General features: G+C 68.8%; 22 protein-coding genes. 12 read left to right on the forward strand and 10 right to left on the reverse strand.

Annotation, left to right across the window (positions count from 1 at the left end):
• Positions 1 to 7: 7 nt before the first annotated feature.
• Positions 8 to 1,270 carry an exodeoxyribonuclease VII large subunit gene (xseA, locus tag AB1046_RS21970; RefSeq protein WP_369371407.1) on the reverse strand — a complete coding sequence of 421 codons (1,263 nt, stop codon included), beginning with the start codon at positions 1,268 to 1,270 and terminating at the stop codon, positions 8 to 10.
• 63 nt (positions 1,271 to 1,333) lie between these two features.
• Here xseA and AB1046_RS21975 point away from each other — a divergent pair, with 63 nt between their 5' ends.
• Positions 1,334 to 2,371 carry a 4-hydroxy-3-methylbut-2-enyl diphosphate reductase gene (locus AB1046_RS21975; protein ID WP_369371408.1) on the forward strand — a complete coding sequence of 346 codons (1,038 nt, stop codon included), beginning with the start codon at positions 1,334 to 1,336 and terminating at the stop codon, positions 2,369 to 2,371.
• A 121-nt stretch (positions 2,372 to 2,492) separates the two neighbouring features.
• Here AB1046_RS21975 and AB1046_RS21980 read toward each other — a convergent pair whose 3' ends face one another.
• Positions 2,493 to 3,989 carry a DNA recombination protein RmuC gene (locus tag AB1046_RS21980; RefSeq protein ID WP_369371409.1) on the reverse strand — a complete coding sequence of 499 codons (1,497 nt, stop codon included), beginning with the start codon at positions 3,987 to 3,989 and terminating at the stop codon, positions 2,493 to 2,495.
• 187 nt (positions 3,990 to 4,176) lie between these two features.
• Between AB1046_RS21980 and AB1046_RS21985 the strand changes: the two genes are divergently transcribed.
• The 5 genes from AB1046_RS21985 to AB1046_RS22005 all read left to right on the forward strand — a co-directional run bounded on the left by AB1046_RS21985 (position 4,177) and on the right by AB1046_RS22005 (position 10,565).
• Positions 4,177 to 5,007, forward strand: a complete 831-nt coding sequence (locus AB1046_RS21985; protein WP_369371410.1) for an ABC transporter ATP-binding protein — start codon at positions 4,177 to 4,179, stop codon at positions 5,005 to 5,007.
• The gene (locus AB1046_RS21990) at positions 4,989 to 6,599 is read left to right on the forward strand and encodes a hypothetical protein (RefSeq protein WP_369371411.1); all 1,611 of its coding nucleotides are present in this window, start codon (positions 4,989 to 4,991) and stop codon (positions 6,597 to 6,599) included. Before AB1046_RS21985 ends, AB1046_RS21990 begins: the two co-directional genes overlap by 19 nt.
• Before the next feature lie 35 nt (positions 6,600 to 6,634).
• A complete protein-coding gene (locus AB1046_RS21995; protein ID WP_369371412.1) occupies positions 6,635 to 7,426 on the forward strand; it encodes a DinB family protein in 792 nt (263 codons plus the stop codon).
• A gap of 11 nt (positions 7,427 to 7,437) precedes the next feature.
• A complete protein-coding gene (gene ychF, locus AB1046_RS22000; RefSeq protein ID WP_369371413.1) occupies positions 7,438 to 8,523 on the forward strand; it encodes a redox-regulated ATPase YchF in 1,086 nt (361 codons plus the stop codon).
• A gap of 449 nt (positions 8,524 to 8,972) precedes the next feature.
• Positions 8,973 to 10,565 (forward strand): molybdopterin-dependent oxidoreductase, encoded by a 1,593-nt coding sequence (locus tag AB1046_RS22005; protein WP_369371414.1) that lies wholly within the window; start codon positions 8,973 to 8,975, stop codon positions 10,563 to 10,565.
• 146 nt (positions 10,566 to 10,711) lie between these two features.
• Here the strand turns inward: AB1046_RS22005 and AB1046_RS22010 are convergent, their stop codons facing one another.
• Complete coding sequence (locus AB1046_RS22010) at positions 10,712 to 11,083, reverse strand: VOC family protein (RefSeq protein ID WP_369371415.1); 372 nt, start codon at positions 11,081 to 11,083, stop codon at positions 10,712 to 10,714.
• A 330-nt stretch (positions 11,084 to 11,413) separates the two neighbouring features.
• Here AB1046_RS22010 and AB1046_RS22015 point away from each other — a divergent pair, with 330 nt between their 5' ends.
• Together AB1046_RS22015 and AB1046_RS22020 are read left to right on the forward strand one after the other, a co-directional pair.
• On the forward strand, positions 11,414 to 12,046 hold the full coding sequence (locus AB1046_RS22015) for a LysE family translocator (protein ID WP_369371416.1): 633 nt from the start codon (positions 11,414 to 11,416) through the stop codon (positions 12,044 to 12,046).
• A 130-nt stretch (positions 12,047 to 12,176) separates the two neighbouring features.
• Entirely contained in the window at positions 12,177 to 12,659 is a 483-nt protein-coding gene (locus AB1046_RS22020) for a YfbM family protein (RefSeq protein WP_369375801.1), read from the forward strand.
• 44 nt (positions 12,660 to 12,703) lie between these two features.
• Here AB1046_RS22020 and AB1046_RS22025 read toward each other — a convergent pair whose 3' ends face one another.
• Positions 12,704 to 13,810, reverse strand: coding sequence for a N(5)-(carboxyethyl)ornithine synthase (locus tag AB1046_RS22025; protein ID WP_369375803.1), 1,107 nt, complete (start codon positions 13,808 to 13,810; stop codon positions 12,704 to 12,706).
• A gap of 201 nt (positions 13,811 to 14,011) precedes the next feature.
• Between AB1046_RS22025 and AB1046_RS22030 the strand changes: the two genes are divergently transcribed.
• Complete coding sequence (locus AB1046_RS22030; protein ID WP_369371417.1) at positions 14,012 to 14,581, forward strand: 3'-5' exonuclease; 570 nt, start codon at positions 14,012 to 14,014, stop codon at positions 14,579 to 14,581.
• Between the two features lie 25 nt (positions 14,582 to 14,606).
• Here AB1046_RS22030 and AB1046_RS22035 read toward each other — a convergent pair whose 3' ends face one another.
• Positions 14,607 to 15,302, reverse strand: coding sequence for an alpha/beta hydrolase (locus tag AB1046_RS22035; protein WP_369371418.1), 696 nt, complete (start codon positions 15,300 to 15,302; stop codon positions 14,607 to 14,609).
• On the reverse strand, positions 15,284 to 16,537 hold the full coding sequence (locus AB1046_RS22040; protein ID WP_369371419.1) for a prolyl oligopeptidase family serine peptidase: 1,254 nt from the start codon (positions 16,535 to 16,537) through the stop codon (positions 15,284 to 15,286). Before AB1046_RS22040 ends, AB1046_RS22035 begins: the two co-directional genes overlap by 19 nt.
• Before the next feature lie 173 nt (positions 16,538 to 16,710).
• On the opposite strand from AB1046_RS22040, the gene AB1046_RS22045 reads away from it, so the two are divergent.
• The gene (locus AB1046_RS22045) at positions 16,711 to 17,445 is read left to right on the forward strand and encodes an alpha/beta hydrolase (protein ID WP_369371420.1); all 735 of its coding nucleotides are present in this window, start codon (positions 16,711 to 16,713) and stop codon (positions 17,443 to 17,445) included.
• Positions 17,446 to 17,489: 44 nt separating this feature from the next.
• On the opposite strand, the gene AB1046_RS22050 is transcribed toward AB1046_RS22045, so the two are convergent.
• Genes AB1046_RS22050 through AB1046_RS22060 form a run of 3 tightly spaced genes read right to left on the reverse strand, consistent with a single transcriptional unit; the run spans position 17,490 to position 21,225 of the window.
• The gene (locus AB1046_RS22050; RefSeq protein WP_369371421.1) at positions 17,490 to 18,722 is read right to left on the reverse strand and encodes an MFS transporter; all 1,233 of its coding nucleotides are present in this window, start codon (positions 18,720 to 18,722) and stop codon (positions 17,490 to 17,492) included.
• Entirely contained in the window at positions 18,719 to 20,083 is a 1,365-nt protein-coding gene (locus AB1046_RS22055) for a hypothetical protein (RefSeq protein ID WP_369371422.1), read from the reverse strand. The genes AB1046_RS22050 and AB1046_RS22055 overlap by 4 nt, the downstream gene beginning before the upstream one ends.
• Positions 20,084 to 20,142: 59 nt before the next feature.
• Entirely contained in the window at positions 20,143 to 21,225 is a 1,083-nt protein-coding gene (locus AB1046_RS22060; RefSeq protein ID WP_369371423.1) for a substrate-binding periplasmic protein, read from the reverse strand.
• Positions 21,226 to 21,393: 168 nt separating this feature from the next.
• Here AB1046_RS22060 and AB1046_RS22065 point away from each other — a divergent pair, with 168 nt between their 5' ends.
• Positions 21,394 to 22,182: a GNAT family N-acetyltransferase gene (locus AB1046_RS22065; protein WP_369371424.1), complete on the forward strand. Its 789-nt coding sequence runs from the start codon at positions 21,394 to 21,396 to the stop codon at positions 22,180 to 22,182.
• Here the strand turns inward: AB1046_RS22065 and AB1046_RS22070 are convergent.
• A complete protein-coding gene (locus AB1046_RS22070; RefSeq protein WP_369371425.1) occupies positions 22,164 to 22,703 on the reverse strand; it encodes a GNAT family N-acetyltransferase in 540 nt (179 codons plus the stop codon). The genes AB1046_RS22065 and AB1046_RS22070 overlap by 19 nt on opposite strands.
• 133 nt (positions 22,704 to 22,836) lie before the next feature.
• Between AB1046_RS22070 and AB1046_RS22075 the strand changes: the two genes are divergently transcribed.
• Positions 22,837 to 23,277 (forward strand): cold-shock protein, encoded by a 441-nt coding sequence (locus tag AB1046_RS22075; RefSeq protein ID WP_369371426.1) that lies wholly within the window; start codon positions 22,837 to 22,839, stop codon positions 23,275 to 23,277.
• Positions 23,278 to 23,445: the final 168 nt, after the last annotated feature.

Below are 23,445 nucleotides of genomic sequence, written 5' to 3' on the forward strand. Positions count from 1 at the left end.
AGCCGTCCTACGCATTGGTCGCGGTGACCTGCGCGTCCAGCGCGCCCTCCGCGAGGCGGACGCGCAGGCCCGCGCCGACCGCGACGTCGTCGGGCCGCCGCACCACATGGCCGTCCGCACGCTGCACGACGGCGTAACCGCGCTCCAGCGTGCTCGCCGGGGAGAGCGTTCTGACCTGGGCGGCTAGCCGTCCGATCTCGCCGCCTGCCCGCAGCAGCAGCGCGTCCAGCGCGTGCCGGCCGTGCCGGATCACCTGACGGACGTCGTGCTCGCGCGACTCCAGCATCGTCTTGGGCGTGGCGAGGACCGGGCGCGAGCGGACGCCGTCGAGCCCGCGCTGCTCGCGCTCCAGCATGGCCGCGATTGCGCCGCGCATCCGGCTGCGGGCCTGGGTGAGGCGGAGCCGCTCCTCGGAGACGTCGGGCACTATCCGCTTGGCGGCGTCGGTCGGGGTGGAGGCGCGGTAGTCGGCGACGAGGTCGAGCAGGGGCGCGTCGGTCTCGTGGCCGATCGCGCTGACCAGGGGAGTGCGGGCCTGCGCCACGGCGCGCACCAGGGACTCGTTGCTGAACGGCAGCAGGTCCTCGACCGAGCCGCCACCGCGGGCGACGACTATGACGTCGACCTGGGGGTCCCGGTCGAGCTCGGCGATCGCGTTCGACACCTCGCGCACCGCGTTGACCCCCTGGACGGCGACCTCCCGGATCTCGAACCGGACCTGGGGCCAGCGGGCGCGGGCATTGACCACGACGTCGTGCTCGGCCTTGGACTCACGCCCGCACACGAGCCCCACGACGGCGGGCAGGAACGGCAGCTTCCGCTTGCGCGAGACGTCGAACAGGCCCTCCGCCGCGAGGACCTTCTTCAGCGCCTCGATCCGGGCCAGCAGCTCGCCGACCCCGACGGCCTTGATCTCGTTCGCCTGCATCTGCAGCGTGCCGCGCTTGGTCCAGAACACGGGCTTGGCGTGCACCACCACGTGGTCGCCCTCCGCCGGCGGCTGCGCCAGCGTGAGGAGGACGCGCGAGAAGATCGTCACCGGCAGAGAAGCGTCAGCCTCCGTGTCGCGGAGCGTCAGCCACTGCATACCGGAGCCGGGGCGCTGGTTGAACTGCACCACCTGCCCCTCGACCCAGACGGGCGGCATCCTGTCGATGTAGACCTTGATCTTCTCCGCGAGCAGACGAACGGGCCACGGGCTGGTGGCCGTGGTGTCGAGTGCCTTCTGGGGGACCTCGGCAGGCAGGGGTCGCGAAGTGGGTTCCGTCACGTGTCCAACCCTGCCACCCACCACCGACACAAGCCCTCCGCACGCCGCCCCTAGACTGCACCTGTGAGTGTCACGAGCCCTGAGCGTCCTGCTGAGACCAAGACCAAGCGCGTCCTGCTGGCAGCCCCACGTGGTTACTGCGCCGGCGTGGACCGCGCCGTGATTGCCGTCGAGAAGGCCCTGGAGACGTACGGCACGCCTGTGTACGTCCGCAAGGAGATCGTGCACAACAAGCATGTGGTGGAGACGCTGCGCGAACGCGGCGCGATCTTCGTCAACGAGACCGACGAGGTTCCCGAGGGCGCCCGGCTCGTGTTCTCCGCGCACGGTGTGTCGCCTGCCGTGCGCGCCTCGGCGGTGGCACGCAGCCTCGACACCATCGATGCGACCTGCCCCCTGGTCACCAAGGTGCACAAGGAGGCCGTGCGGTTCGCGAAGGACGACTACGACATCCTGCTGATCGGGCACACCGGTCACGAGGAGGTCGAGGGCACCGCGGGTGAGGCGCCCGACCACGTGCAGGTCGTGAACTCGCCCGACGAGGTCGACAAGGTAGTGGTACGCGACCCCGACAAGGTCGTGTGGATCTCGCAGACGACGCTGTCCGTGGACGAGACCATGGAGACCGTGCGTCGGCTGCGCGAGAAGTTCCCGTCCCTGCAGGACCCGCCGAGCGACGACATCTGCTACGCCACGCAGAACCGCCAGGTCGCGGTGAAGAAGCTGGCGCCGGAGTGCGAGCTCGTCATCGTGGTGGGCTCGGCAAACTCGTCCAACTCCGTGCGGCTGGTCGAGGTGGCGCTCCAGGCCGGTGCCGCCGCGTCCTACCGGGTGGACCGCAAGACCGAGATCAAGGACGAGTGGCTGGAGGGCGTCACCACGGTGGGCGTGACCTCCGGCGCCTCCGTGCCCGAGATCCTGGTGGAGGACGTCATCTCGCACCTCGCCGAGCACGGCTTCGGCAGCGTCGACGAGGTGCGGACCGCCACCGAGGACCTCATGTTCTCGCTGCCCCGCGAGCTGCGTGCCGGCCTCAAGGCCGCGGGCGAGGAGTCCAAGCGCCCGCGGCGCGAGGCTCGCAAGGAGCTCCCGCAGGCCTGAGGCCCGCACGGGACGCCGCTGGCGTGTGTCCCACAGTCAGTGAGAACGGGGTTGTGTTCCGCAGGAGGCCCGCGGTGAACACAACCCCGTTCTTGACCGGCTGGCTCGGTCGGTCGGCCTGTCAGCCAGCCTGTCCGACGGCGGTGTTCTCGCCGTCGGACGACCTCTTTTCGACCGCCTCAAGTGCGCGCTTGTCGGTGGTCGCGAGCTCAGTGACCTCTAGCGCCTGCACCAGGATCGCGTCGGTGTCCTGCGCACGGTCGATCGCGACGATGCCGCCCTCGTCCGCCGCCAGCAGCTCCGACTTGGTGATGGGGCGCGGCACCTCTTCGATGCCCCTGATCTCCTCGATCGTCTCCCGCTCGTCGACCACGTCGAGCTCGACCATGCGGCGAGCCGAGGTGAGCACGTTGCGCTCCAGCGAGCCGATCATCTGGTTGTAGCTCTTCGTCGCCGACTCCAGGGCACGACCCGTCCTGGTGACGTGGCTCGTCATCGTGACCAGGCGCGCGTACAGCTCCTTGCCGACGGTGAGCACCTTCTGCGCGTTCTCCGCCAGCGCCTCCTGGCGCCACGCGTACGCGACGGTGCGGAGCAGGGCGAGCATGGTGGTCGGCGTCGCGATGATGACGTTCTTCTGCGCTGCGTACTCCAGCAGTTCGGGGGCGCGCTCCAGCGCCGCCGACAGGAACGCCTCGGCGGGCACGAACATGACCACGAACTCCGGCGCGGGCTCGAACTGGTTCCAGTACTTCTTGCCGGCCAGGTCGTCCACGTGCTTGCGCATGTGCCGCACGTGCGCGTCGAGGCGCTGCTCGCGGTACACGGCGTCGGCCGACTGCTGCGCCTCCAGGAAGCCCAGGAACGCGACCTTGGAGTCCACGACCACGCGCTTTCCGCCCGCGAGGTTGATGACCATGTCCGGGCGGAGCGAGCCGTCGTCCGTGGTGACCTGCGCCTGCTCGGTGAAGTCGACCCGGTTGATCATCCCCGCCGACTCCACGACCTTGCGCAGCTGCAGCTCACCCCACGCGCCGCGCGTCTGGGACGAGCGCAGCGCCGTAACCAGGTCCGCCGTGCCGTTGCGCAGGTCGGTAGACACCTCGGCGACGTTGCGCATCTGCTCCACGAGCGCGCCCTGACCCTCGATGCGGGCCTTCTCCGCCTGGAGCACCTCGCTGCGCACCAGCTCCACGGCCTTGGTCAGCGGGTCCACCAGAGACTTCACGGCCTCCTCGCGCTTGGCCAGCGCCTGCTCGCCGTCGGACGCGGAACGCTTGAGGCGCTCCTCGGCGAGCTCGAGGAATCGCTCGTTGTTGGCGTGCAGTGCGTCGCCGGCGAGCGCCTGGAACTGGCGGCGCGCGTTCTCCTGCTCGGTGCGTGCGGCGGCGATCTGCTCGGCGGCGCGTTCCCGCGCCGCGGCGATCTGCTCCTCTGCCCGCTCCCTGACTGCGGCGACCTGCTGCGCGGCCGACTCGGCCTGGGTGTGCAGACGCACGGCCTCCAGGTCGGCCTGCCGGAGGGCGGGCGCGCTGCGCTGTGCATGACCGAGCCACCCCAGCAGCGCACCGACGACAAGGGCGCCGAGGGCCAGCAGAATCGTTGCGGCGATGTCCATGTGCGACAGGCTGCCACGAGCCACTGACAGACTCGCTCGGCGACACCCCGCACGTTCGATATCGCCCGGTATGGCCGAGGTGTGGTCGGGGAGCGGTGTTCTCCGCCGACAGAGGGACGGACGATCACCCTTTAGCTCATCCTCGCGTCGGATCCGTCGTGTCGGACGCCGCGGCTACGGTTGCGTCATGACTACCCCAGTCGACCCGAGCACCCCGGGCAGCCCCGGGACTCAAGGCATCCCGGAGCCGCTGCCGCACGATCCCACGGCTGCGCTCAGCGTGCGGGGCCTCTGGAAGCGGTTCGGGCAGAAGATCGCCGTGTCCGGGGTCAGCCTGGACGTGCCCGCCGGCTCGTTCTACGGCCTGGTCGGTCCGAACGGGGCGGGCAAGACCACCATGCTCTCGATGGCCACCGGCCTGCTCCGGCCGGACTTCGGGTCGGCCTGGGTGCAGGGGGTGGACCTCTGGGCGCGTCCGGACGAGGCCAAGGCCACCCTCGGCGTGCTGCCCGACGGCGTGCGCCTGTTCGACCGGCTGACCGGCCGCCAGCTGCTCACGTACGCCGGGATGCTGCGCGGGATGGACAAGGACACCGTCGTGGAGCGCACGAACGACCTGCTGCAGGCGTTCGACCTGGGCGCGGACGCGGACACGTTCGTTGTGGACTACTCGGCCGGCATGACCAAGAAGATCGCGCTGGGCAGCGCCATGATCCACGCGCCGCGCACCCTGGTCCTGGACGAGCCGTTCGAGGCGGTGGACCCGGTGAGCGCGGCCAACATCCGCGACATCCTCAAGGACTACGTGGCGGGCGGCGGCACCGTGATCGTGTCCAGTCACGTGATGGACCTGGTGCAGCGCATGTGCGACCACGTCGCGGTGCTGGCTGCGGGGAAGGTGCTGGCGGCAGGCACGGTGGACGAGGTACGCGGCGAACAGAGCCTCGAGGACCGGTTCGTGGACCTCGTCGGCGGCCGTCAGCACTCGGAGGGGCTCTCATGGTTGCGCGGTTCCTGACCCTCAAGCTGACGCTGATGGGCAACACGTTCCGCAGGAGCGTGTGGCAGACGATCGGCATGATCGTCGCGGCGGTGTACGCGCTCGGCGTCGTGGGCGTCATCGTGGGCCTCGTGGTGTTCCTGGGGGTCGCCGGGAATCCGGCCTGGGCCGGTCTGGCGATCACCCTCGGCGGAGCCCTCCTGGTCGTGGGCTGGTGGATCATCCCGATCTTCGCCTTTGGTGTCGATGCCACGCTGGACCCGCACCGGTTCACGACGTTTGCGATTCCCCGGCGCACGCTCGTGGCGGGGCTGGCCGTCGCGGGCCTGGTCTCGGTACCCGGTATCGCCACCGTGCTGATCGCGCTCGGGTCCTCCGCTGCCTGGGTGCTGGAGCCCGGTGTGCTCCTGATCGCCCTCGTCGGCGCGCTGCTCGGCGTCGCCACGTGCGTGCTCGGGTCGCGTGCGATCACGACGGTGTTGGCCCCCGTGCTGGAGTCCCGCCGGTACCGCGAGCTCGTCACGATCGTGGCGCTTGTTCTCATCGTGCTGATCGGCCCGCTGATCAGCTGGCTGGCCAACGGCGCAGAGGCATCGGTCGAGGGCAAGTCCGGCGGCACCGAGACCGCGGTCCTTCCGCTGTTCGAGCAGGCTGCCGGCTTCGTGGGCTGGACCCCCTTCGGCGCGGCCTGGTCACTCGGGAGCACGGCGCACGACGGCGACTGGGCGGGCCTGGCCGGCCGGCTCGCCGTCGCGCTCGCCACCATCGCTCTGGCCTGGCTCGTATGGGACCGGGCACTGGCCCGCGCCCTGGTGAGCCCGCCCGTGGGCGACGGCAGCGGCGGCAAGGCGAAGGGCCTCGGGGCGTTCGGCCGCGTGCCGTTCTCGCCCACGTGGGCAGTCGCCGCCCGGACCGCCACCTATTGGCTGCGTGACCCGCGCTACTCCGGCTCGATAGCCATAGTGCCCCTGCTGCCGGTCATCATGTACTTCACGGCGCAGAGCACGGGCAGCTACTTCATGCTCCTTGCGACCGGGCCGTTCGTGGCCTGGATGCTCGGTTTCAGCATCTCCAACGACATCGGCTACGACAACACGGCGTTCGCCCTGCACGTCGCCGCGGGCGTCGACGGCCGGGCCGACCGGTGGGGCCGGGCGATCCCGATGCTGGTGGTCGGCCCCCTCGTCAGCGCCGCCACGGTTCTGGTGTCGGTCTGGGCGGCCGACTCCTGGCATCTCACGCTGCCCCTGCTGGGGCTTGCGTTCGGTGCCCTGCTGGTCAGCACCGCTGTGTCGAGCGCAGTCTCGGCCCGCCTCGTCTACCCGGTGGCCAAGCCAGGGGAGAGCCCGCTCAAGTCCCCGCAGGGTGCGGCGCTGGCCACGATCGTGGCGCAGGGCCTCGGCTTCGCCATCACGGCCGCGCTGTCGCTGCCGGTCTTCGCGGTCGGCATCGCTGCGCTGCTGATCGGCGGGGTGCTGTGGGGTGCCGCCGCGATCGTCGTGGGTGTCGCCTACGGCGCGCTGATCCTGGTCCTGGCCGTGCGGTTCGGCGCTCGCGTGTACAACAAGCGGCTTCCGGAGCTGCTCCAGCAGGTCCAGTCCTTCCCGTGATCGGGCGTGTCAGTGACCCCTCCTAGCCTGGGCTCATGACTCGTTTCACGGCCCACGACGATCTGAAGCACGCCGAGTTCGTCGCGGCGGACCTGACCGGCGCCCGCTTCCGCTTCGCAAAGCTGGAGGGTGCGGCGTTCGAGCAGTCGTACCTGCCGCGCGCCGTGATGCGCGGGGTCGACCTGAGCGACGCGGACATCGACGGTTACGTCGTCGGGCTCAAGGTCAACGGTGTTGAGGTGCTGCCGCTGATCGAGGCCGAGCTCAACCGCCAGTACCCGGGTCGGGAGCATGCTCGGTCTCAGGTCCTGGGGGAGCAGCGGGAATCGTTCGAGGCCGCGCTGCGTACGTGGTCGGTCACGCTCGACCGGGTCGCGACCATGCCCGCCGGAACGGTGGACCAGCAGGTAGACGGCGAGTGGTCGGTCGCTCAGACGTTGCGACACCTGGTCTTCGCCGTCGACGGCTGGGTGCGACACGGGATCCAGGGTCTCGACGGCGCGTTCAGCCCGATCGGCCTCCCGTTCTCCGAGTTCGACGACGAGGCGGCCGCGTTCGGCGTCGACGTGGCGGCAACGCCGTCGTACGAGGAGGTCCAGGCGGCCTGGGCGGACCGCGTGGCTCAGGTGCGTGCGCTGTACGACTCCCTGACCCGGGAGCAGTTCGAGGCCCCGGCCCGACGGCTTCCGCCGTGGGAACCGGAGACGCGCAGCCTGCCCGTGTGGCGCTGTCTCGGAGTGATCGTCAATGAGTCCTGGGAGCACCACCGGTTCGCGGCACGTGACCTCGACGAGCTCGAGCGACGGCGACTGGCGCCCGGCACGTAGAATTTCGCGACGTGGCTCTTTCAATCGGCATCGTCGGCCTGCCCAACGTCGGCAAGTCCACCCTCTTCAACGCTCTGACTCGCAACCAGGTGCTCGCAGCGAACTATCCGTTCGCCACGATCGAGCCCAACGTGGGCGTGGTCTCGCTGCCCGACGAGCGACTCGCCAAGCTCGCCGAGATCTTCGAGAGCCAGCGGATCCTGCCGGCCACGGTGTCGTTCGTCGACATCGCAGGCATCGTCAAGGGCGCGTCCGAGGGCGAGGGCCTGGGCAACAAGTTCCTCGCGAACATCCGCGAGGCCGACGCGATCTGCCAGGTCACGCGGGCATTCGACGACCCGGACGTCGTGCGGGTGGACGGCTCATCCGACGCCCCCGGCGACATCGAGACCATCTCCACCGAGCTCATCCTGGCCGACCTCCAGACCCTCGAGAAGGCACTGCCGAGGATGGAGAAAGAGGTCAAGATCAAGCGCGGCGACCCCGTCCTCTACGCCGCCGCGAAGAAGGCCGAGGAGATCCTGAACAAGGGCGTGACCCTCTACCAGGGTGCCGCCGACGCCGGCCTGGACCTCGCCGAGATCGCCAGCCTGCAGCTGATGACGGCCAAGCCGTTCATCTTCGTCTTCAACACGGACGACGCCGGCCTCGCCGACACCGCCTCCCAGGAGGCACTGCGCAAGGTTGTCGCGCCCGCGCAGGCGATCTTCCTGGACGCGAAGTTCGAGTCGGAGCTTGTCGAGCTCGAGCCCGACGAGGCCGCCGAGATGCTCGCCGAGTCGGGTCAGCCGGAGTCCGGGCTGGACCAGCTCGCGCACGTCGGCTTCGACACGCTCGGCCTGCAGACCTACCTCACGGCAGGTCCCAAGGAGACGCGCGCCTGGACCATCCACAAGGGCTGGACCGCCCCGCAGGCCGCCGGCGTGATCCACACCGACTTCGAGCGCGGCTTCATCAAGGCCGAGGTCATCTCGTTCGAGGACCTGGTCGAGACCGGCTCGGTGGCGGCGGCGAAGGCGGCGGGCAAGGCCCGCATCGAGGGCAAGGACTACGTCATGCAGGACGGCGACGTTGTGGAGTTCAGGTTCAACGTCTGAAATAGGTAAGAAGTGGTACTCGCAAGGTGACCACCAGGGCGTAGGAGCGCCCCAGTCGGTTGAGCAGCGCTCCGCGACGTTGCGTCCAGTGTCGGCCTCGGCGTCGAACACCGGCGGATGCCCGCCGCGGCTACCGCGACGCAGCCGATGGGCCGCGTGGTCCTTCTACTCCGAGCCGACCAGCCCACCGGCCCTGTGGCCGGGCCATTCACAAGACAGGCCCTAGGGCCTGCGCATGAATCTGGGCAATTCACCTGACCCATCCTGATTGTCTACCGCTCCGAACCTTCTCAGGCGGCAGCTTGCCGCCAGCACAAAGGAGGATCGGTCATGCGTACGCCAAGAATCGCTCTCTTCGCTGCCACAGCGGCCCTGGTGGGCCTGGTGGGCCTGCCAATGGCAGCCGCGCCGGCCGGTGCGGCAGAGAGCAACGAGCTCACGCTTAGCCAATGACACAGGCAACCGAGAGCCCCGTGGCGCCTTCGGTCGAACGCGCTCCGGGCGGCGTGGGCTGGGCCGCGCTCTCGGGCGTGCTCGCCGGTGGCGCCGGGCTGGCCATCGCTGAGCTCGTTGCCGCGGTCGTCGCGCCCGGTGCCAGCACGCTGTTCGCAGGCGGCGCCGCCGTGGTCGACGCCGTGCCCCCAGGGCTCAAGGATGTTGCCGTGGAGTGGTTCGGCACCAACGACAAGGCCGTGCTGCTCGCCACGATGGGTGTGGTGCTGGCCCTGGGAGCAGCGCTCGCGGGCTGGCTGGAGCTGCGCCGTCCGCCGGTGGGCGCGGTGCTGGTGGGAGTTGTCGGCGTCGTTGGGGTCGTGGTCGCGTTGCTGCGCCCGAGCGCGACGCCGCTGTGGGCACTGCCCAGCGCCATCGGGCTGGGCGCCGCGGTGCTCCTGCTGCGTGCCGCCGTGGCGCGGCTGCGGACTATGCCGGGGCGGAGCGAGGTCTCGGCGGGCGAGACTCCGGGCGGCGCCATGGACCGGCGTGGTTTCCTGACCGTATCGGGCATCACCGTGGGTGTCGCGGTGCTCGCGCTAGCCGGCTCGCGCATGCTGGCGATGGGCTCGACCGCGATCAGCGCCGTGCGGGAGAAGCTCCGCCTGCCCGCCGCGCGCATGCCGGCACCGCCGGTGCCCGCCGGGGCTGACCTGAAGCTCGACGACCTGGCGCCGTATGTCACCCCGAACTCGGACTTCTACCGCATCGACACCGCGCTGATCGTGCCGCAGCTGAACCCACAGGACTGGTCGCTGGAGGTTCGCGGTCTGGTGGACGAGCCGTTCACGCTCACCTGGGACGAGCTCATAGAGCTGCCGATGGAGGAGCACTACGTCACTCTCTCGTGCGTGAGCAACGCCGTGGGCGGCGACCTGGTCGGCAACGCCCTCTGGCTCGGCTACCCGATCCGCGCGCTGCTGGAACGGGCAAAGCCTCAGGCCGGCGCCGACATGGTGCTCTCCGGCAGCGACGACGGGTTCAGCGCCGGCACGCCGCTGGAGGTGCTCCAGGACCCGGACCGCGAGAGCCTGCTCGCGATCGGCATGAACGGCGAGCCGCTGCCCCTGGAGCACGGCTTCCCCGCGCGGCTGGTGGTGCCCGGCCTGTACGGGTACGTCTCGGCGACCAAGTGGGTCACCTCGCTGGAGGTGACCACCTTCGACGCCGACGAGGGCTACTGGACCCCGCGTGGCTGGTCCGCACTGGGGCCGATCAAGATCGCGTCGCGCATCGACGTGCCGCGCCTGTCCGTGCCCCCGTCGGCCGGCGCCGTGACCGTGGCCGGCGTGGCCTGGGCGCAGCACACCGGCATCAGCAAGGTCGAGGTCCGTGCCGACGGCGGCGACTGGGTCACCGCCGAGCTCGCCGAGACGGTGGGCCCCGACACGTGGCGCCAGTGGCACGTCTCGATCGATCTGGATGCCGGTTACCACAGCCTGGCGGTGCGCGCCACGGACTCGGACGGGCAGGTCCAGACCGAGACCAAGGCGCCGCCGGCTCCCGACGGCGCGTCGGGCTGGCAGACCATCTCGATCAACGTGGACTAACCGGGGTGGTCGGGTCGTAGCTCGCGATCGGTACGCGTGCTCCACAGGCATCGACTCGGCCATCACAACGATGCACGGTTGGGCGACACATTCTGATCAGCGGAGCCGAGGTTCTACCTGGGGAAATGCGCGCCCGTACGCGTGGATCACGCGCCTCCATGGCCGTGGACGAGGCAGAACGGATACCCAACGGGGTCGAGGAACACTCGGTACCCGGTCTCCGGCGAACCCGGCGCACGCGTGGCACCAAGGGCGATGACGGCCCGCTGGGCGGCTTCGATGTTCTGAACTCGGATGTCGAGGTGCAGCCGCCCACCCTGCGCTGGGTCGCGCCAACGTGGGGCCACCCATTCGTCGACTCCCTGGAACGCCAGCTCCCTCGTGCCGGGCTCTCGCCCGATCACGACCCATCCGTTGCCGTCCTCGTTGATGCGCATCCCCAGCAACTCGCAGTAGAACTCGGCGAGCAGCCGGGGATCCGGGCATTCAACTACAGTCTTCTCGAGTCGGCCGATCATGGGCCAAGTGTGCTGGCCGAGCATGCTCGCGGCGACAAAAGCGCCCAGGCGCGGGGGAGCGGAGCAGACATGCCCGTGACCCTGAGGGATCGACCAGGCCGAGGGTCAACCGGGCGGAATGTGATTCACGCCGCCAGGCGCCATGCGTAGCCTTGAATCCTGTCCGCACGCGAGGAGGTCGCTGATGGCTGGTCTATGGGGTAGGAAGTCTCGCGCGAAGAGCTTGAAGCGTGGCACGTGGGGAAGTACGACGAAGGGTCGTAGCAAGAGCCTGTTCAAGGGACTGTGGGGCAGCAGCAAGGGGAGCAAGCACAGCAAGCGCGGCCTGTGGTGACCTGGGCAGCGGTGCTGGGTGTGGCCCTGGTGGAGCTGGGGATGGCGCTGACGCCGGGCCCGAACATGGTTCATCTGGCGTCCCGCTCTATCGGGCACGGGACCCGCGCCGGGCTGACCGCTCTGGCGGGCACGGCCGTCGGGTTTCTGGTCTATCTCGTCGCCGCCGCGTTGGGCCTAGCGGCGCTGTTCAGCGCTGTGCCCACGCTCTTCGTGGTGGTCAAGGTCGCCGGAGCGATCTATCTCGGCTATCTCGCGTGGGAGATCTTGCGACCCGGTGGTCGATCGGTCTTCGATCCGGCCGAGGTAGCGCCGGTGCGCCCCGCGCGGTTGTTCGGAATGGGGCTGGTGACCAACCTCCTCAACCCCAAGATCGCTCTGCTGTATGCAGCCCTGCTCCCACAGTTCATCGATCCGTCCCGTCCGGTGTGGTCCCAGTTTCTGCTGCTCGGCGGCGTGCAGATCGGCATCGGGGTCACGGTGAACGGGCTTGTCGTCCTGAGCGCGGCACGGCTGGCGGGCTTCCTGCGTGGACGTTCGCGGCTGTTGCAGGTGCAGCGCTGGGTGTCGGGGACAGTACTGGCCGGTTTCGCAGTCAAGCTTGCCTTCGAACGGCAACCCGCGACCTAGTCCGCTTCCACGCCGGTGTATCAGTGTCCTGGCAGAGAAATCCAGGCGGTGGCATGTCGCAGTGCCTAAGAGCGGCCGTTCGCCGCCTCCCTGGGTGTCAGTGGCCGCCTGTACTCTCCCGCGGGTGAGCATGATCGGTGAGTACATCCGCTTGGCGCCGGGCGATTTCAGGAAGGCGTTGTCCGAGCCCGAGTGGGCCCGCGACATGATCGATGAATTGTGGGAAGCCGAGGACGAGGAAGACCCACGCCTGTTCGACATCGACAAGGCGTGGCACGGCCTTTCACTCGTCTTCGAGCGTGCGGGAGTGTCCAGGGCGGTGGTGTTCGGAGACGACCCTGTGCCAGGAGCAGACGACTGGGGCTACGGCCCACCATCGTCCTTGAGCCCGGAACGGGTCGCGGAACTTGCTGCCGTGTTGCGCTCACTCGACGGACAAGGGTCGGTTGAGGCAGTGCCCGTAGAAGCCTTCTTAGAGGGGGACATCTACCCGCAGGGCATCTGGAACGAGCCTGACTCGGGGCCGTACCTTGTCAGCCATCTCGAAGGGCTGACTACCTTCTTCGTCGACGCGGCCGACGCAGGCATGGGAGTGCTCGTCTGGCTCGACTGAGAGTGGCAGTCTCCAAGCCGTGACCGGCGCCGTCGCACAGAAACCTAGACAGTCCGAGCGTGCGGATAGACCGGCTCCCGGTCCTGAAAGCTCAGGATGCTCGGGTTCTGGATCACGCCGTCGTGGATCTCGATCGCGCGCGAGATAGTGAGGTCCTTCGCCCACGCGGCCGGTCCTTCCATGACCGTGCGCAGGAACGGCAGGAGCGCCTCGCTGATCTCCCAGCTTGCTGAGTTCCACAGGTACGACGGGCTGTGGTCGACGGCGTAGTAGTCCACGCCCTGGCCGACGGTGAACATCGGCTCGTCGAACGTGGTGGGCCGCGCCCAGTCGAAACCCATCCCCAGGTCGCACGAGACGTCGACGATCAGGCTGCCCGAGGCGAACGGCTTCAGGTCCTCGGTCCGCAGGTAGGTGAGCGGGGCGGCGACGTCCTGGAGCGTGCAGTTCACGACGATGTTGTGCGATGCCAGGAACTCAGGGAGCAGGACGTTGCCGGCCTTGGTGAGGACCTCGCTGAGGTGGGTCGGGCCGTCGTCGGTGTTGAGCTGGGTGATGTGCGCGGTGTGGATCGGCGCGCCGACCGCCGCGACACCACGCTGCGTGAGGACTTGGATGTCGTGGATCCCGTGCGCCTTGAGCGCGGTCACGGCACCGCGTGCCGTCGCGCCGAAACCGATGACGACCGCGCTGAGTCGCGGCCCGTAGTCACCGGTCGAGCCGACCAGGCTCAACGCGTGCAGCACGGAGCAGTAGCCGGCGAGCTCGTTGTTCTTGTGGAACACGTGCAGGCTGAAGTCACCCCGGCGGGTCCAGTGGTTCATCGCCTCGAAGGCGATCAGCGTGAGCCGCCTGTCGATAGCGGTCTGCGTCATTCCGGCGTCCTGCACGCAGTGCGGCCACCCCCACAGAGCGCGGCCCTCGGGGATCGCGGCGACGTCGGCCGCCTGCGGCTTGGGCAGCAGCAGCACGTCTGCGGACTCGAGCACCTCGGAGCGTTCCGCGACCCTGCCCACGCGCGCCTCGAGGTAGCCGGGTGCGAGCTGGAAGTCAGCGCCGTAACCACGCTCGACGATCATCCGCGCGCGCAGGTCCGGGTCGATCCGGTCCAGGTGATCGGGATGTACCGGCAGCCGCCGCTCGTTCTCCATCGAGGAGCCGGCAAGCAGCCCGAGGGTGAGCAGGTCGTTGCTCCGCGAGGGATCCTTCGACGACACGGTGGGGAAAGCAAGGGAACTGCGAGTGGCGTCGGAAATCGGGATTCCCATCATTGGGGAACCTGGGTCAGTTCCTGCTTCGACTCTACGCCGATCTCCCGCGAGACATGACCGCCCGCGTCTACGATCACGGCCGTGCCTGAGCCATCCTCACTTGCCGGCCTGTCGTTCACCGCGATCGACTTCGAGACGGCGAACCCGAAGCGCGCTTCGGTCTGCGCCGTCGGGCTGGTCAAGGTTCGTGACGGTGTCATCGTCGACTCGCTCGACACCCTCGTGCAGCCCCCGCCCGCCCACCGGACGTTCGGCCCGTACAACGTCGCGGTACATGGGATCACTGCCGATGACGTTGTCGGAGCTCCGACCTGGGATGTCGTGTACGACAAGATCATCGAGCTCGTCGGCGGCGACATCCTGGTGGCCCACAACGCGTCGTTCGACCGGTCGGTCCTGATCCAGGCCAGTGGCGTACACGGGATCGCCGTGCCCCGGACGCGCTGGTTGTGCACACGTGACACGGCCCGCGCCTTGCTGGACCTTGCGTCCTATCGGCTCCCCGACGTCTCGCAGGCACTGGGGATCGCCGCCCATGACCACCACGACGCGGCCGCCGACGCGCGCCAGTGCGCGCTGGTCCTGATCGAGCTGTGCCGCAGGGTCGGGCCGAACGGAACCCGGGTTCTCCAGCAGCACATCAGAGCATAGTGAAGGGAGCGCGTGTGGGTTGGGCTCAGCGTTGAAACGCCCACTCCACCATCAGCGGGAACTCGGCCTGCCAGAACGGGTCACCGTGGTTCCCGACCCGCTCGGTCATGACCACGTCCGCGCCGGCATCGAGCAGCGCATCCGCCCATCGGGTCGCATTCTTGCCGAACCACGGTTCCAACGACCCGGCGACAAGGTATGTACGCGGCAGCGGGCTCGGCAGCACGGGCGGCGGTTGGAAGCCGCCGCCCGGCGAGGCGCAGAAGACCGCGCCGTAGATGTCCGGATGCCGGAGCCCCATGGCGAGCGCCAGCTCACCGCTGGCCGATACGCCACAGACCGCCGCGCGTTCGGCCGGCAGGGCGACGCCGAAGCGCGACCGTACCCAGCTGCGGACCTCTTCGACGAAGAAGTGTTCGTGGGCCGCGAACCGTACCTCGTCGAACGATGGTGAGTACTCGCGAATCCGAGCCATCTCGTCCGGGTCGTTCGTCCGGTGGGTACCGACGATCATGGTGGGCAGTAGGTCGGCCGCCTCGAGGTAACCGCCCCACTGCGCGATCAGCTGCCCGTCACCAGCAAACACGACAGCTTCCGGCGGGTCGGGCGGCACGTACACGGTGACCTGCCGTCCGCCGTCGTAGTCGAAGGTCTCGGTGACGAGCTCGCCCGCGATCGGATCAGCGCGCGCCGGTTCCGACGTCACCTGGTCGCCATCCACTGCCAGATGCTCGCGCCGTCGTGGTGCGGGTCGTTGCGAGCGACGTAGATCCACGACCAGTGTCCGGGGAAGGTGTTCCCGTCCCAGGTGACGTTGTTGTACATGCTCATGATCGAGCCGTCGATCCGCTCGTGGGCGTAGACGGTGTTGTCCTCGGGGTCCAGGGTGTCGTCGTCGGCGGAGGCCACGAGCCACGTCGGCGTTGTCATCGCCGCGAGCTCGTCGTCGGAGATGAAGTAGCCACCGGAACCGTCGCGGGGGCCGATGCCGCAGCAGATCGGCACGGAGCTCGCGAACGTCTCGGGGTGCTCGGCGACCATCTTCAGCGACATGTACCCGCCGTTGGAGCAGCCGACGACGTGGACCCGGCGCGCGTCGATCCGGTGCGCCCTGGTTACCTCCTCGATCGCCTCCAGGATGAGCGGCGCGAAGCCGTCGCCGTCGAGCATCCAGGCGGAGGTCGCCTGCGGCGCGAGCACGTAAGCGCCCTCGAAGACGTCCTGGGCCTCTGGCGTGGCGAAACCGAGCGCGCCCCGGTTGGCCCGCAGCGGTGCCTCGTTGTCGTAGTAGTCGTATCCGTCGGTCAGCAGTCCGCCCTCACCACCACCGTGCAGCCAGACGACGAGCGCCGCACCACGTCGACCGCTCCGGCGCGCGGGGGAGAACAGCCGGTAGTTCAGGCCCGACGCCGTCGCGTGGTAGGCGAACGCGTCGACCTCCGGATCCGATAGCCGGCCCTGCCGGAAGGAGTCGAGCACTATCGGACCGCCCGCACCAGCGCTACGCAGGGGCTCGACCTGCGTGATCGTGTAGTCGAGGTCCAGCAGGACGTTGCGGCCGGCCCCACCCAGGTACTGCAGGGTGCCGCCGCCGTCGACCCCCCACCCGTGCTCAAGCTCCAGCGTGACCTCGCCGCGGCGTGACCACTGCGCCGCAGTGACCACACGAGCCTGGTCGTAGGCGACGTCGCCGGTGAGCGGGTTGGTGGCGGTGACGTGCACGGCGAACGTCGCCGGAGTGAGCGACGACCGCTCCGCGCGGTTCAGGGCAGGGGAGGAGATGGCGAGCGAGGTCACCTGCTCGCCGCCGTCGAGAACCTCGGCGATCGGCGTCACCAGTGCGGAGTGGCGCTCGCGGCCGGCGGCACCGCTCGCGGCCGGTGCGCCCAGCAGGGCCGAGGCGCCGACGGTGGCGCCGGAGACGAGCAGGGTGCGGCGGGTGATCGGGGTGCGCATGGCTGAACTCCTTTGTTCGGGCGGCGGCGCTGCTAACCTATCCGAGGCCGTGCGAGAGAACGAGGAGGTGGTACCCGTGAACGCAGTATCAACATGGGTGCTCCCCTCCGGGGTCATGGTCGGGCGATAGGTCGTCCCGGGAGCGCCGTCCAGCACTCCCGAAAGGCACGACCATGCACTTCACTTCTGAGCAGCGCCTCGACGACGGCGTCCTCGAGCGCCAATTCATCCTCGGCGAGATCCCCGGCACCCTGTGGACGCCCGGATCCGCGTCCGCAGCCGCACCCGTCCCGCTCATCCTGATGGGCCATCCCGGCGGTCTGCACATGATGTACCCCCGGCTGGTGGCCCGGGCCCGGCACTCCGCGGCGCAGGGTTTCGCCACGGCCACCATCGAGCTCCCCGGGAGCGGTGACCGGCCCCGATCGGCCGACGCCGAGCAGGCCCGCGCCGACCTGCGCCGGGCGTTGAGGGCCGGAGAGCCGGTCGACGAGATCGTCGACCGGCTGGTCCTCCCGCTGGTCGACAAGGCGGTCCCGGAGTGGCAGACCACCCTGGACGCGCTCCTTGCACTGCCCGAGCTCGGTGGCCCGGTCGGGTTCTCGGGCGGGGTGATCGCCATCGGCGTCCGGCTGGCGGTGGTCGAACCGCGCATCGTGGCCGCCGGTCTCTTCGCCGGCAGCTTTGTGCCCCGCGTCATGTTCGACGAGGCCCGTCAGGTCAAGATTCCGCTGCACGTCCTGCTGCAGTGGGACGACGAGAACAACGACCGCCAAATGGCGCTGGACCTGTTCGACGCCTTCGGCTCCCAGGAGAAGACGTTGCAGGCCAACCTGGGCGGGCACACCGGCGTCCCGCAGTTCGCGGGGGAGGACGCGGCCAGGTTCTTCGCCCGGCACCTGAGCTGAGGCGTGGCGACGGTGCGATAACCAGACCTCGGCCGGTCCTGCGTTCAGTGGCCGGAGCCGTCGCGCATCGAGTCGCCCGTGTGCCACGGAAACGTGGACTGCCGGTCCGGTCCGAGCGCTGCGGGAATCCTGCGAATCGCGGGGAGCGCGATCAAGACCACCCCGACTCCGACGACCGCCCAGATCCCCGCGGCGAAGGCCGGTGAGCGGTCGTCGGAGAGCAGGCCGAGTGCTGGGCGGGCGACGGCGATACCGAGCCCAGCGAGTGCAGCGGCGACGCTGAAGATCGCTCCGCGGACGGCACGGGAGGTTGCCTCGTTGGTGTAGACGTCGACCACGGTCATCCCGAGTGCGTAGCCAAAGCCCATGACGGGTAGGAACAGGAAAGGACCAAGGTGGTCGGCCGCCGCGGTCGACGCGAGGGCAAGCACGATGCAGACGAACGCCGCAAGCACAGCGACTCGCCGTCGACGCCGTGTGACGCTCCCGGAGATCGTGCTGCCGAGAACGCCGGCCGCGGCGAAGGCGGCGTACATCCAGCCCGTGACCTGTGGTGACAGGTCGAGATCGAGGGCGAGGGGCTGAAACAGGATGCGTGCGCTCCAGCCGAAGAAGAGGAGCAGCGCGCCGATCCATACGGCGCGCCGCACGTCGGCGCCGCGGAGCTCGCGGCGGATGCTGAGCAGGATCGAGCGCAGCCTGGTGTCGTGAGATCTCGGGACCGAGGGCAGGCGCGCCGCGAGGATCATCGCTACGACCGAGAGCCCTGCGGTGATCGCGAACGGGAGGCGCGGATCGGCGTCGTACAGGTAGCCCGCGGCCAGCAGCGAACAGACGACCGCGCTGTTACCCACAGCTCTGACCAGGCCGAACGCCTTGGCTGGATCAACTGGCGTCTCCTCCATGGCGCACAGTTCGTAGAGGTACGGTGCGGTCGCGCCTGAGTTGAGTGCCCAGAGCACGCCCCACGCGATCCAGGCGCCGAGCAGCCAGGCGTCGTTCGAGATGAACGTGATCGCTGCGAACGTGCCTGCTGAAAGTCCGCACGTGAGGAGATAGGCATTCTTGCGACCGATCCGGTCGGCGAGGACGCCCATCGGTAGCTCGCAGACGACGGACACGATCCGGAACACAGCGTCGGCAAGTAGTGCCGTGGCGAGCGAGAAGCCCAGGTCGAGCAGGTAGATCAGCCAGACCGGGAACCAGAACTGGACCTCCATCAAGAACTGCGTCGCAGCGAAGGTCCGGACTGTTCGCGATCGGAATGCGTCCCTCATGATCCGTTGTCGCGCCGGAAGAAGAGGTACACGAGCACGATCAGTGCGGAGATCACGCCGGAGCTGACGAGAATGGCGTCCGCCGGCTGGCCGGCGACCCAGGCGACGATCGACGAGCGGCCGAAGTCATAGACGGCCATGTTCGGATCGTTCGCGACGCTCCGGCCGAACTCGGTGAGCGCGAGCGCTGTTGCGAGGACAGAAGTCATCGCGATCCCCAGCAGGATGATGTCGGTAAACATCGTCGAGCGTGCCGCTCGCCGCGATCCGAGCTCAGCGAGCCGCTGGTTGCACAGGCCGACCTTGTACTTCACCGGTGTCTCGAGAAGTTGTTCGTAGTCCCAGTAGCTCATGATCGCGTCGAGCTCGAGTCGTACTGCGCGCTTGAGGTACTTCGCCAGGTCCTGGCGTTCGAGGATGATCAGCTCGGCTCGGCGGCTGAGTCCGGTCAGGTCGGCTCTGAGGTGCTCCAGGTCGAGGCGCGAGTCTGCCGTTGCCGAGTGGGCGAGGATCCGGGACAACCGACTGTCGATGCGATCGATGACTCCATAGAACACCTGGGCGTAACGAAGGGCCTCCCACTGGTCGTTGAAGTGGCCCCCTGGGCCCATTATCGTGCGCGCATCCTCACCGTTGTCGGACCGATCGACGAACAGGTAGTTGAGCCAGCGCACCAGGTGGTCACGTTCGCCGTCGACCAGCTCGTCAGCGGGCGGGCGAGCGAACTCGGTGGTTGCAACATCCTTGACCCAGTGGCGGATCGCCTGCTCGGCAACCGGTTCGGCAGGGTCCACGATCAGGCTTCGGGTTACCCACATGGAGCGTCCGAAGTCGCGGACCTGAGCGTCGTCCTCAGCCGCTGGTGGTTCCAGGATGCTGCCGCTCTCGTCGAGCTTGCGCAGGAGCTCGAGGGCCGGATCTATGCACATCTGAACGACGGCGCGGGCCAGAGCGTCGCCGGTCTGTACAGCGTCTTGTTGGAGCGTGTCGAGCTTCTGCTCAACCTCCGCCGGCTCAGATCCGAGGTAGCCGGTGACGTCCGACAGTGCTTCGAGGACCATCAGTCCGTGGTCGTAGACCCGGAAGGAGATCTCAAGGATCTTGGAAAGCACCGGACCCGCGCGGTTCTCAAGCGATCCGACGATCAGTTGCGGCGCTACCGTGCCGCTGAACACGTGGAGGGGACGGTCGACCGCGTTGTGATCGATCGACTGATAGCGGTTCAGAGCTGAGGTCTCGTGCGCGTGGTCCAAGGTGATCGTGGCCGAAGCGGGACGGTCGAGCGACCGGCCGCCGAAGTGCGCGTCGACCTCGCGCTGGGCATCGGCCCAGAAGGCCGCGTAGGCGGCCGGGTCGCGCAACGAGGCACCCGGGACGATCTGATGGTCGATGACGACTGGCGTGAGGACTCGGAGATACGTCACTGCGCCTCGCCTCCAATTGTGATCGCGCGTGAATCGACGAACACGACGCGGCCGGTCGCGGGGCCGGTCGTGATCTTGACCTGGACCAGCGGCGGTTCGGACTCCGGGGCGGCGGCGTTCGTGAACTCTGCGGGCCAGTCGAGCACTGTTGCGCCGGTGCCCCGCGGAGCAAGGAGGATCGTTCTGCCGCGCTCGTCCAGGAGCTCGACCAGGCCGTCGGAGGTGAACGGCTCCAGCTCGACCAAGGCGGCCACGCTTCCATCGAGCCCGCCGAGCAGCTCCTGGTATTCCTCGGTCTGCTGGAACTCGACCAGTTCTCTGTTGAAGGCATCGACGAAGGTGGCGGCTTCATCGGTCCGCGCCACCATGAGATGCAACCCCTGCGCCGATCGGACCAGCGGGCTGTCGGCACGGATGTAGTCGATGTCGGCGGCATCGCCGCTGAACTGCGGCCCGGCCGCGAGTGCTTGCCCTGCCACGCGGCCCTCGGCCAGGACATCGATCTCACCTGAGGCAAGAGCTTCGAATCCGCTGAGCGTGGAGTCGAACTCGACCCAGTCGCTCACCGCCCGGTCGATCTCCGGCCAGTAGTCGTAGCCCGCCACCGCGCCGACTCGAAGCGTGGAGAGATCTTCCTCCGTCGTGATCTCCGGTTCGCCTGCTCGCCGATCGTAGAAGAGCACGTACTCGAACTGGACCAGCGGCTCGGAGGCGATGAACCTTTCCGATCGAGATGCACTCGTCACAAGCGGGAACGCCGCAGCGGAGGTGCCGGACTCCACGCCCGACTCGACGAGCGACCACGAGGTGTAGCGGATCTCGGGCTGGTATCCGGCGCGCCTCAGGACTTCGGTCACGACCTCAGTCACCGGACCGCCCGACTGCGCGCTGGGGTCGACGTAGGGGGCCCATTCACTGGTCGAGATCACCACTGGCTTAGCAGGTCCTGGCGGCGCCGTCCGGATTCCGATAACAATGATCGTCGTGGCGATGACAACCACCGCGAGAATGATCGCGGTCGGTCCCCACGCCTGGACGAAGCCCAGTAATGCCGTCCGTCGATGTGCTTTCCACGCCACAACGTGCCCCCTCGATCAACGTGCGGTGAAGACCAGCATGCCCAGAACTGCGTCATGGTAGCGATCGTGCTGGACATTTCACCCGCGAGACACGCGTGGTCAGGGGTGGTCTCCAGGGCGGAAAGATATTGCGTTGCCGTGCCCCTGCGGATCAAGCACCGTGTGGCCATGACCGAACCCTCCCTGCTGCTCCGGGCCTACGACGAGCAGCTCCGCACCGACGCCGAGACCCCGAGCGCGCTGACCGTGAACCTCCTGGGCCCCCTGCGGCTGGTGACCTTCCTCGGCGGGCGCGGCTTTGTGACCTACCGCGACCTCGGCGGCGCCGACGAGGCGGGGGTGCGGGGGCTCGTCGACGAGGCAGTCGCCCACTTCCGGGCCGACGGCGGCATCACCCACGTCGAGTGGAAGACCCGCGGCCACGACCACGCCCCGGGCCTGCACGAGGCGCTGCTGGGGCACGGGTTCGTCCAGGAGGAGTCGGAGTCGATCATGATCGGCGACGCCACCGCTCTCGCGGTGGATGTCCCGCTGCCCGACGGAGTGACCCTGCGCCGGATCACGGATGAGCCTGATGTTCGGGCCATGTGCGCCATGCAGGACGAGGTGTTCGGCGCCCCGGCGTCGGACAAGACGGCGAACGCCATCCTGCGCCGCCTGGGTCTCGACGACGGCATGGAGCTCTGGGTCGCGGAGGCCGGCGGGGAGATAGTCACCGCTGGCCGGCTGGAGCCGGTGGCGGGCACCGACTTCGCCGGGATCTGGGGCGGCTGCTCCCGGCCCGAGTGGCGGGGGCGCGGCATCTACCGCGCGCTGACGGCGGCTCGCGCGCGCTCGGCCCTCGCACTGGGCAAGACCCTGATCAACAGCGACTCGACCGAGTACTCCCGCCCCATCCTGGAGCGCTACGGCCTGGTCAAGGTGTCCACGACGACGCCCTACTCCTGGGAGCGCTGACGCCGCCGGCCCATGATGTTCGCCGGCTCGGTCACGCCGGCGTAGCGGAACCCGGGCACCAGGTCGACGAACCCCAGGCGCCGGTAGAGCACCTTGGCCCGGTCGGCGGGGTCGGCGGTGGTGGACAGCAGGGTGTGCCGGTGCGGGGTCCGGGCGAGCAGCTCGCGCAGCAGCGCCGTGCCGAACCCCCGCCCCTGGTGCTCCGGCAGGATCTCCAGCTCGTTGAGCTCGAACGTGTCCTCGGTCCAGCCGGAGTGGCCGGCCTCGGCGAGCGCCGGCCCGACCTGCTGCGGCCACCAGTGGTCACGCTGGTAGTCGAACCCGTAGACGAACCCCACGAGGGCGTCGCCGTCGAACGCGCCGAGCGTCAGCGCGCCGTCGTAGAGCGGGAGGTAGGCCAGCCGGGTGTCGCGGAAGTGGTCGCGGCGCTCGGCGGAGTAGTCGAAGGCGCGCTGGTAGATCCGGGCCAGCTCGTCCGCACGCCGCAGCACCTCGGGTGTCTCGAGGACGCGGATCGTCATGCCCGCCAACTTAACCCGGTGAGATCCAGCAGGGGCGGAACGGCGACGGAGCCGGGTGCGTTTACGGTACGAAGTTGGACAAGCGTCCTAGACTCGTGGACGCAGGGATTTCTTACGAGGCGGAGTGTGTGTCGTGGTTCAAGGCAAGGTCATCAGGTTCGATGAGGTTCGCGGCTACGGATTCGTTGCTCCCGACACGGGCGGCGACGACGTGTTCATCCACGTCAACGATCTCGAGTTCGACAAGCGCCACCTTGCGGTGGGCGCGGTGGTGGACTTCGAGGTGGAGGACGGCGACCGGGGCCTGAAGGCCTCGACGGTCACCCTGGTCGCAGCGGCTCCGGTCCCGGCGATGGCGGCGTCCGCCGCCGGCACGGGTCTGCCCGCCGCTCCCGCCTTTCTTTCGCTGCCTGACGCCGGTTCGCGGCCCGACGGCGAAGGGCCGTCCGAGCGGGAGCTTGCGGTCGAGGTGACCGAGGTGCTGCTCGCGGCGGTGCCGACGCTCACCGCTGAGCAGGTGCTGGCGACCCGGGGTGCGTTCGTCGCTGTGGCGCGCTCGCACGGTTGGGTCTGACCTTTCACCCATGGGTGTTAACGCCCTGTTTCGGCCCCTGATATGCGGCGACCGGGCCGCTACAGCGCGATATCAGGTCGGTAACGATCGGATCCAGCAAACGGCGAAGTAGGGCAAACCCTCCCATCGCGTGAGTAGCGTGAGCGGAAACCATGACGGTGACGGACG

The sequence above is a fragment of the Promicromonospora sp. Populi genome (genome assembly GCF_041081105.1).
GTDB lineage: Bacteria > Actinomycetota > Actinomycetes > Actinomycetales > Cellulomonadaceae > Promicromonospora.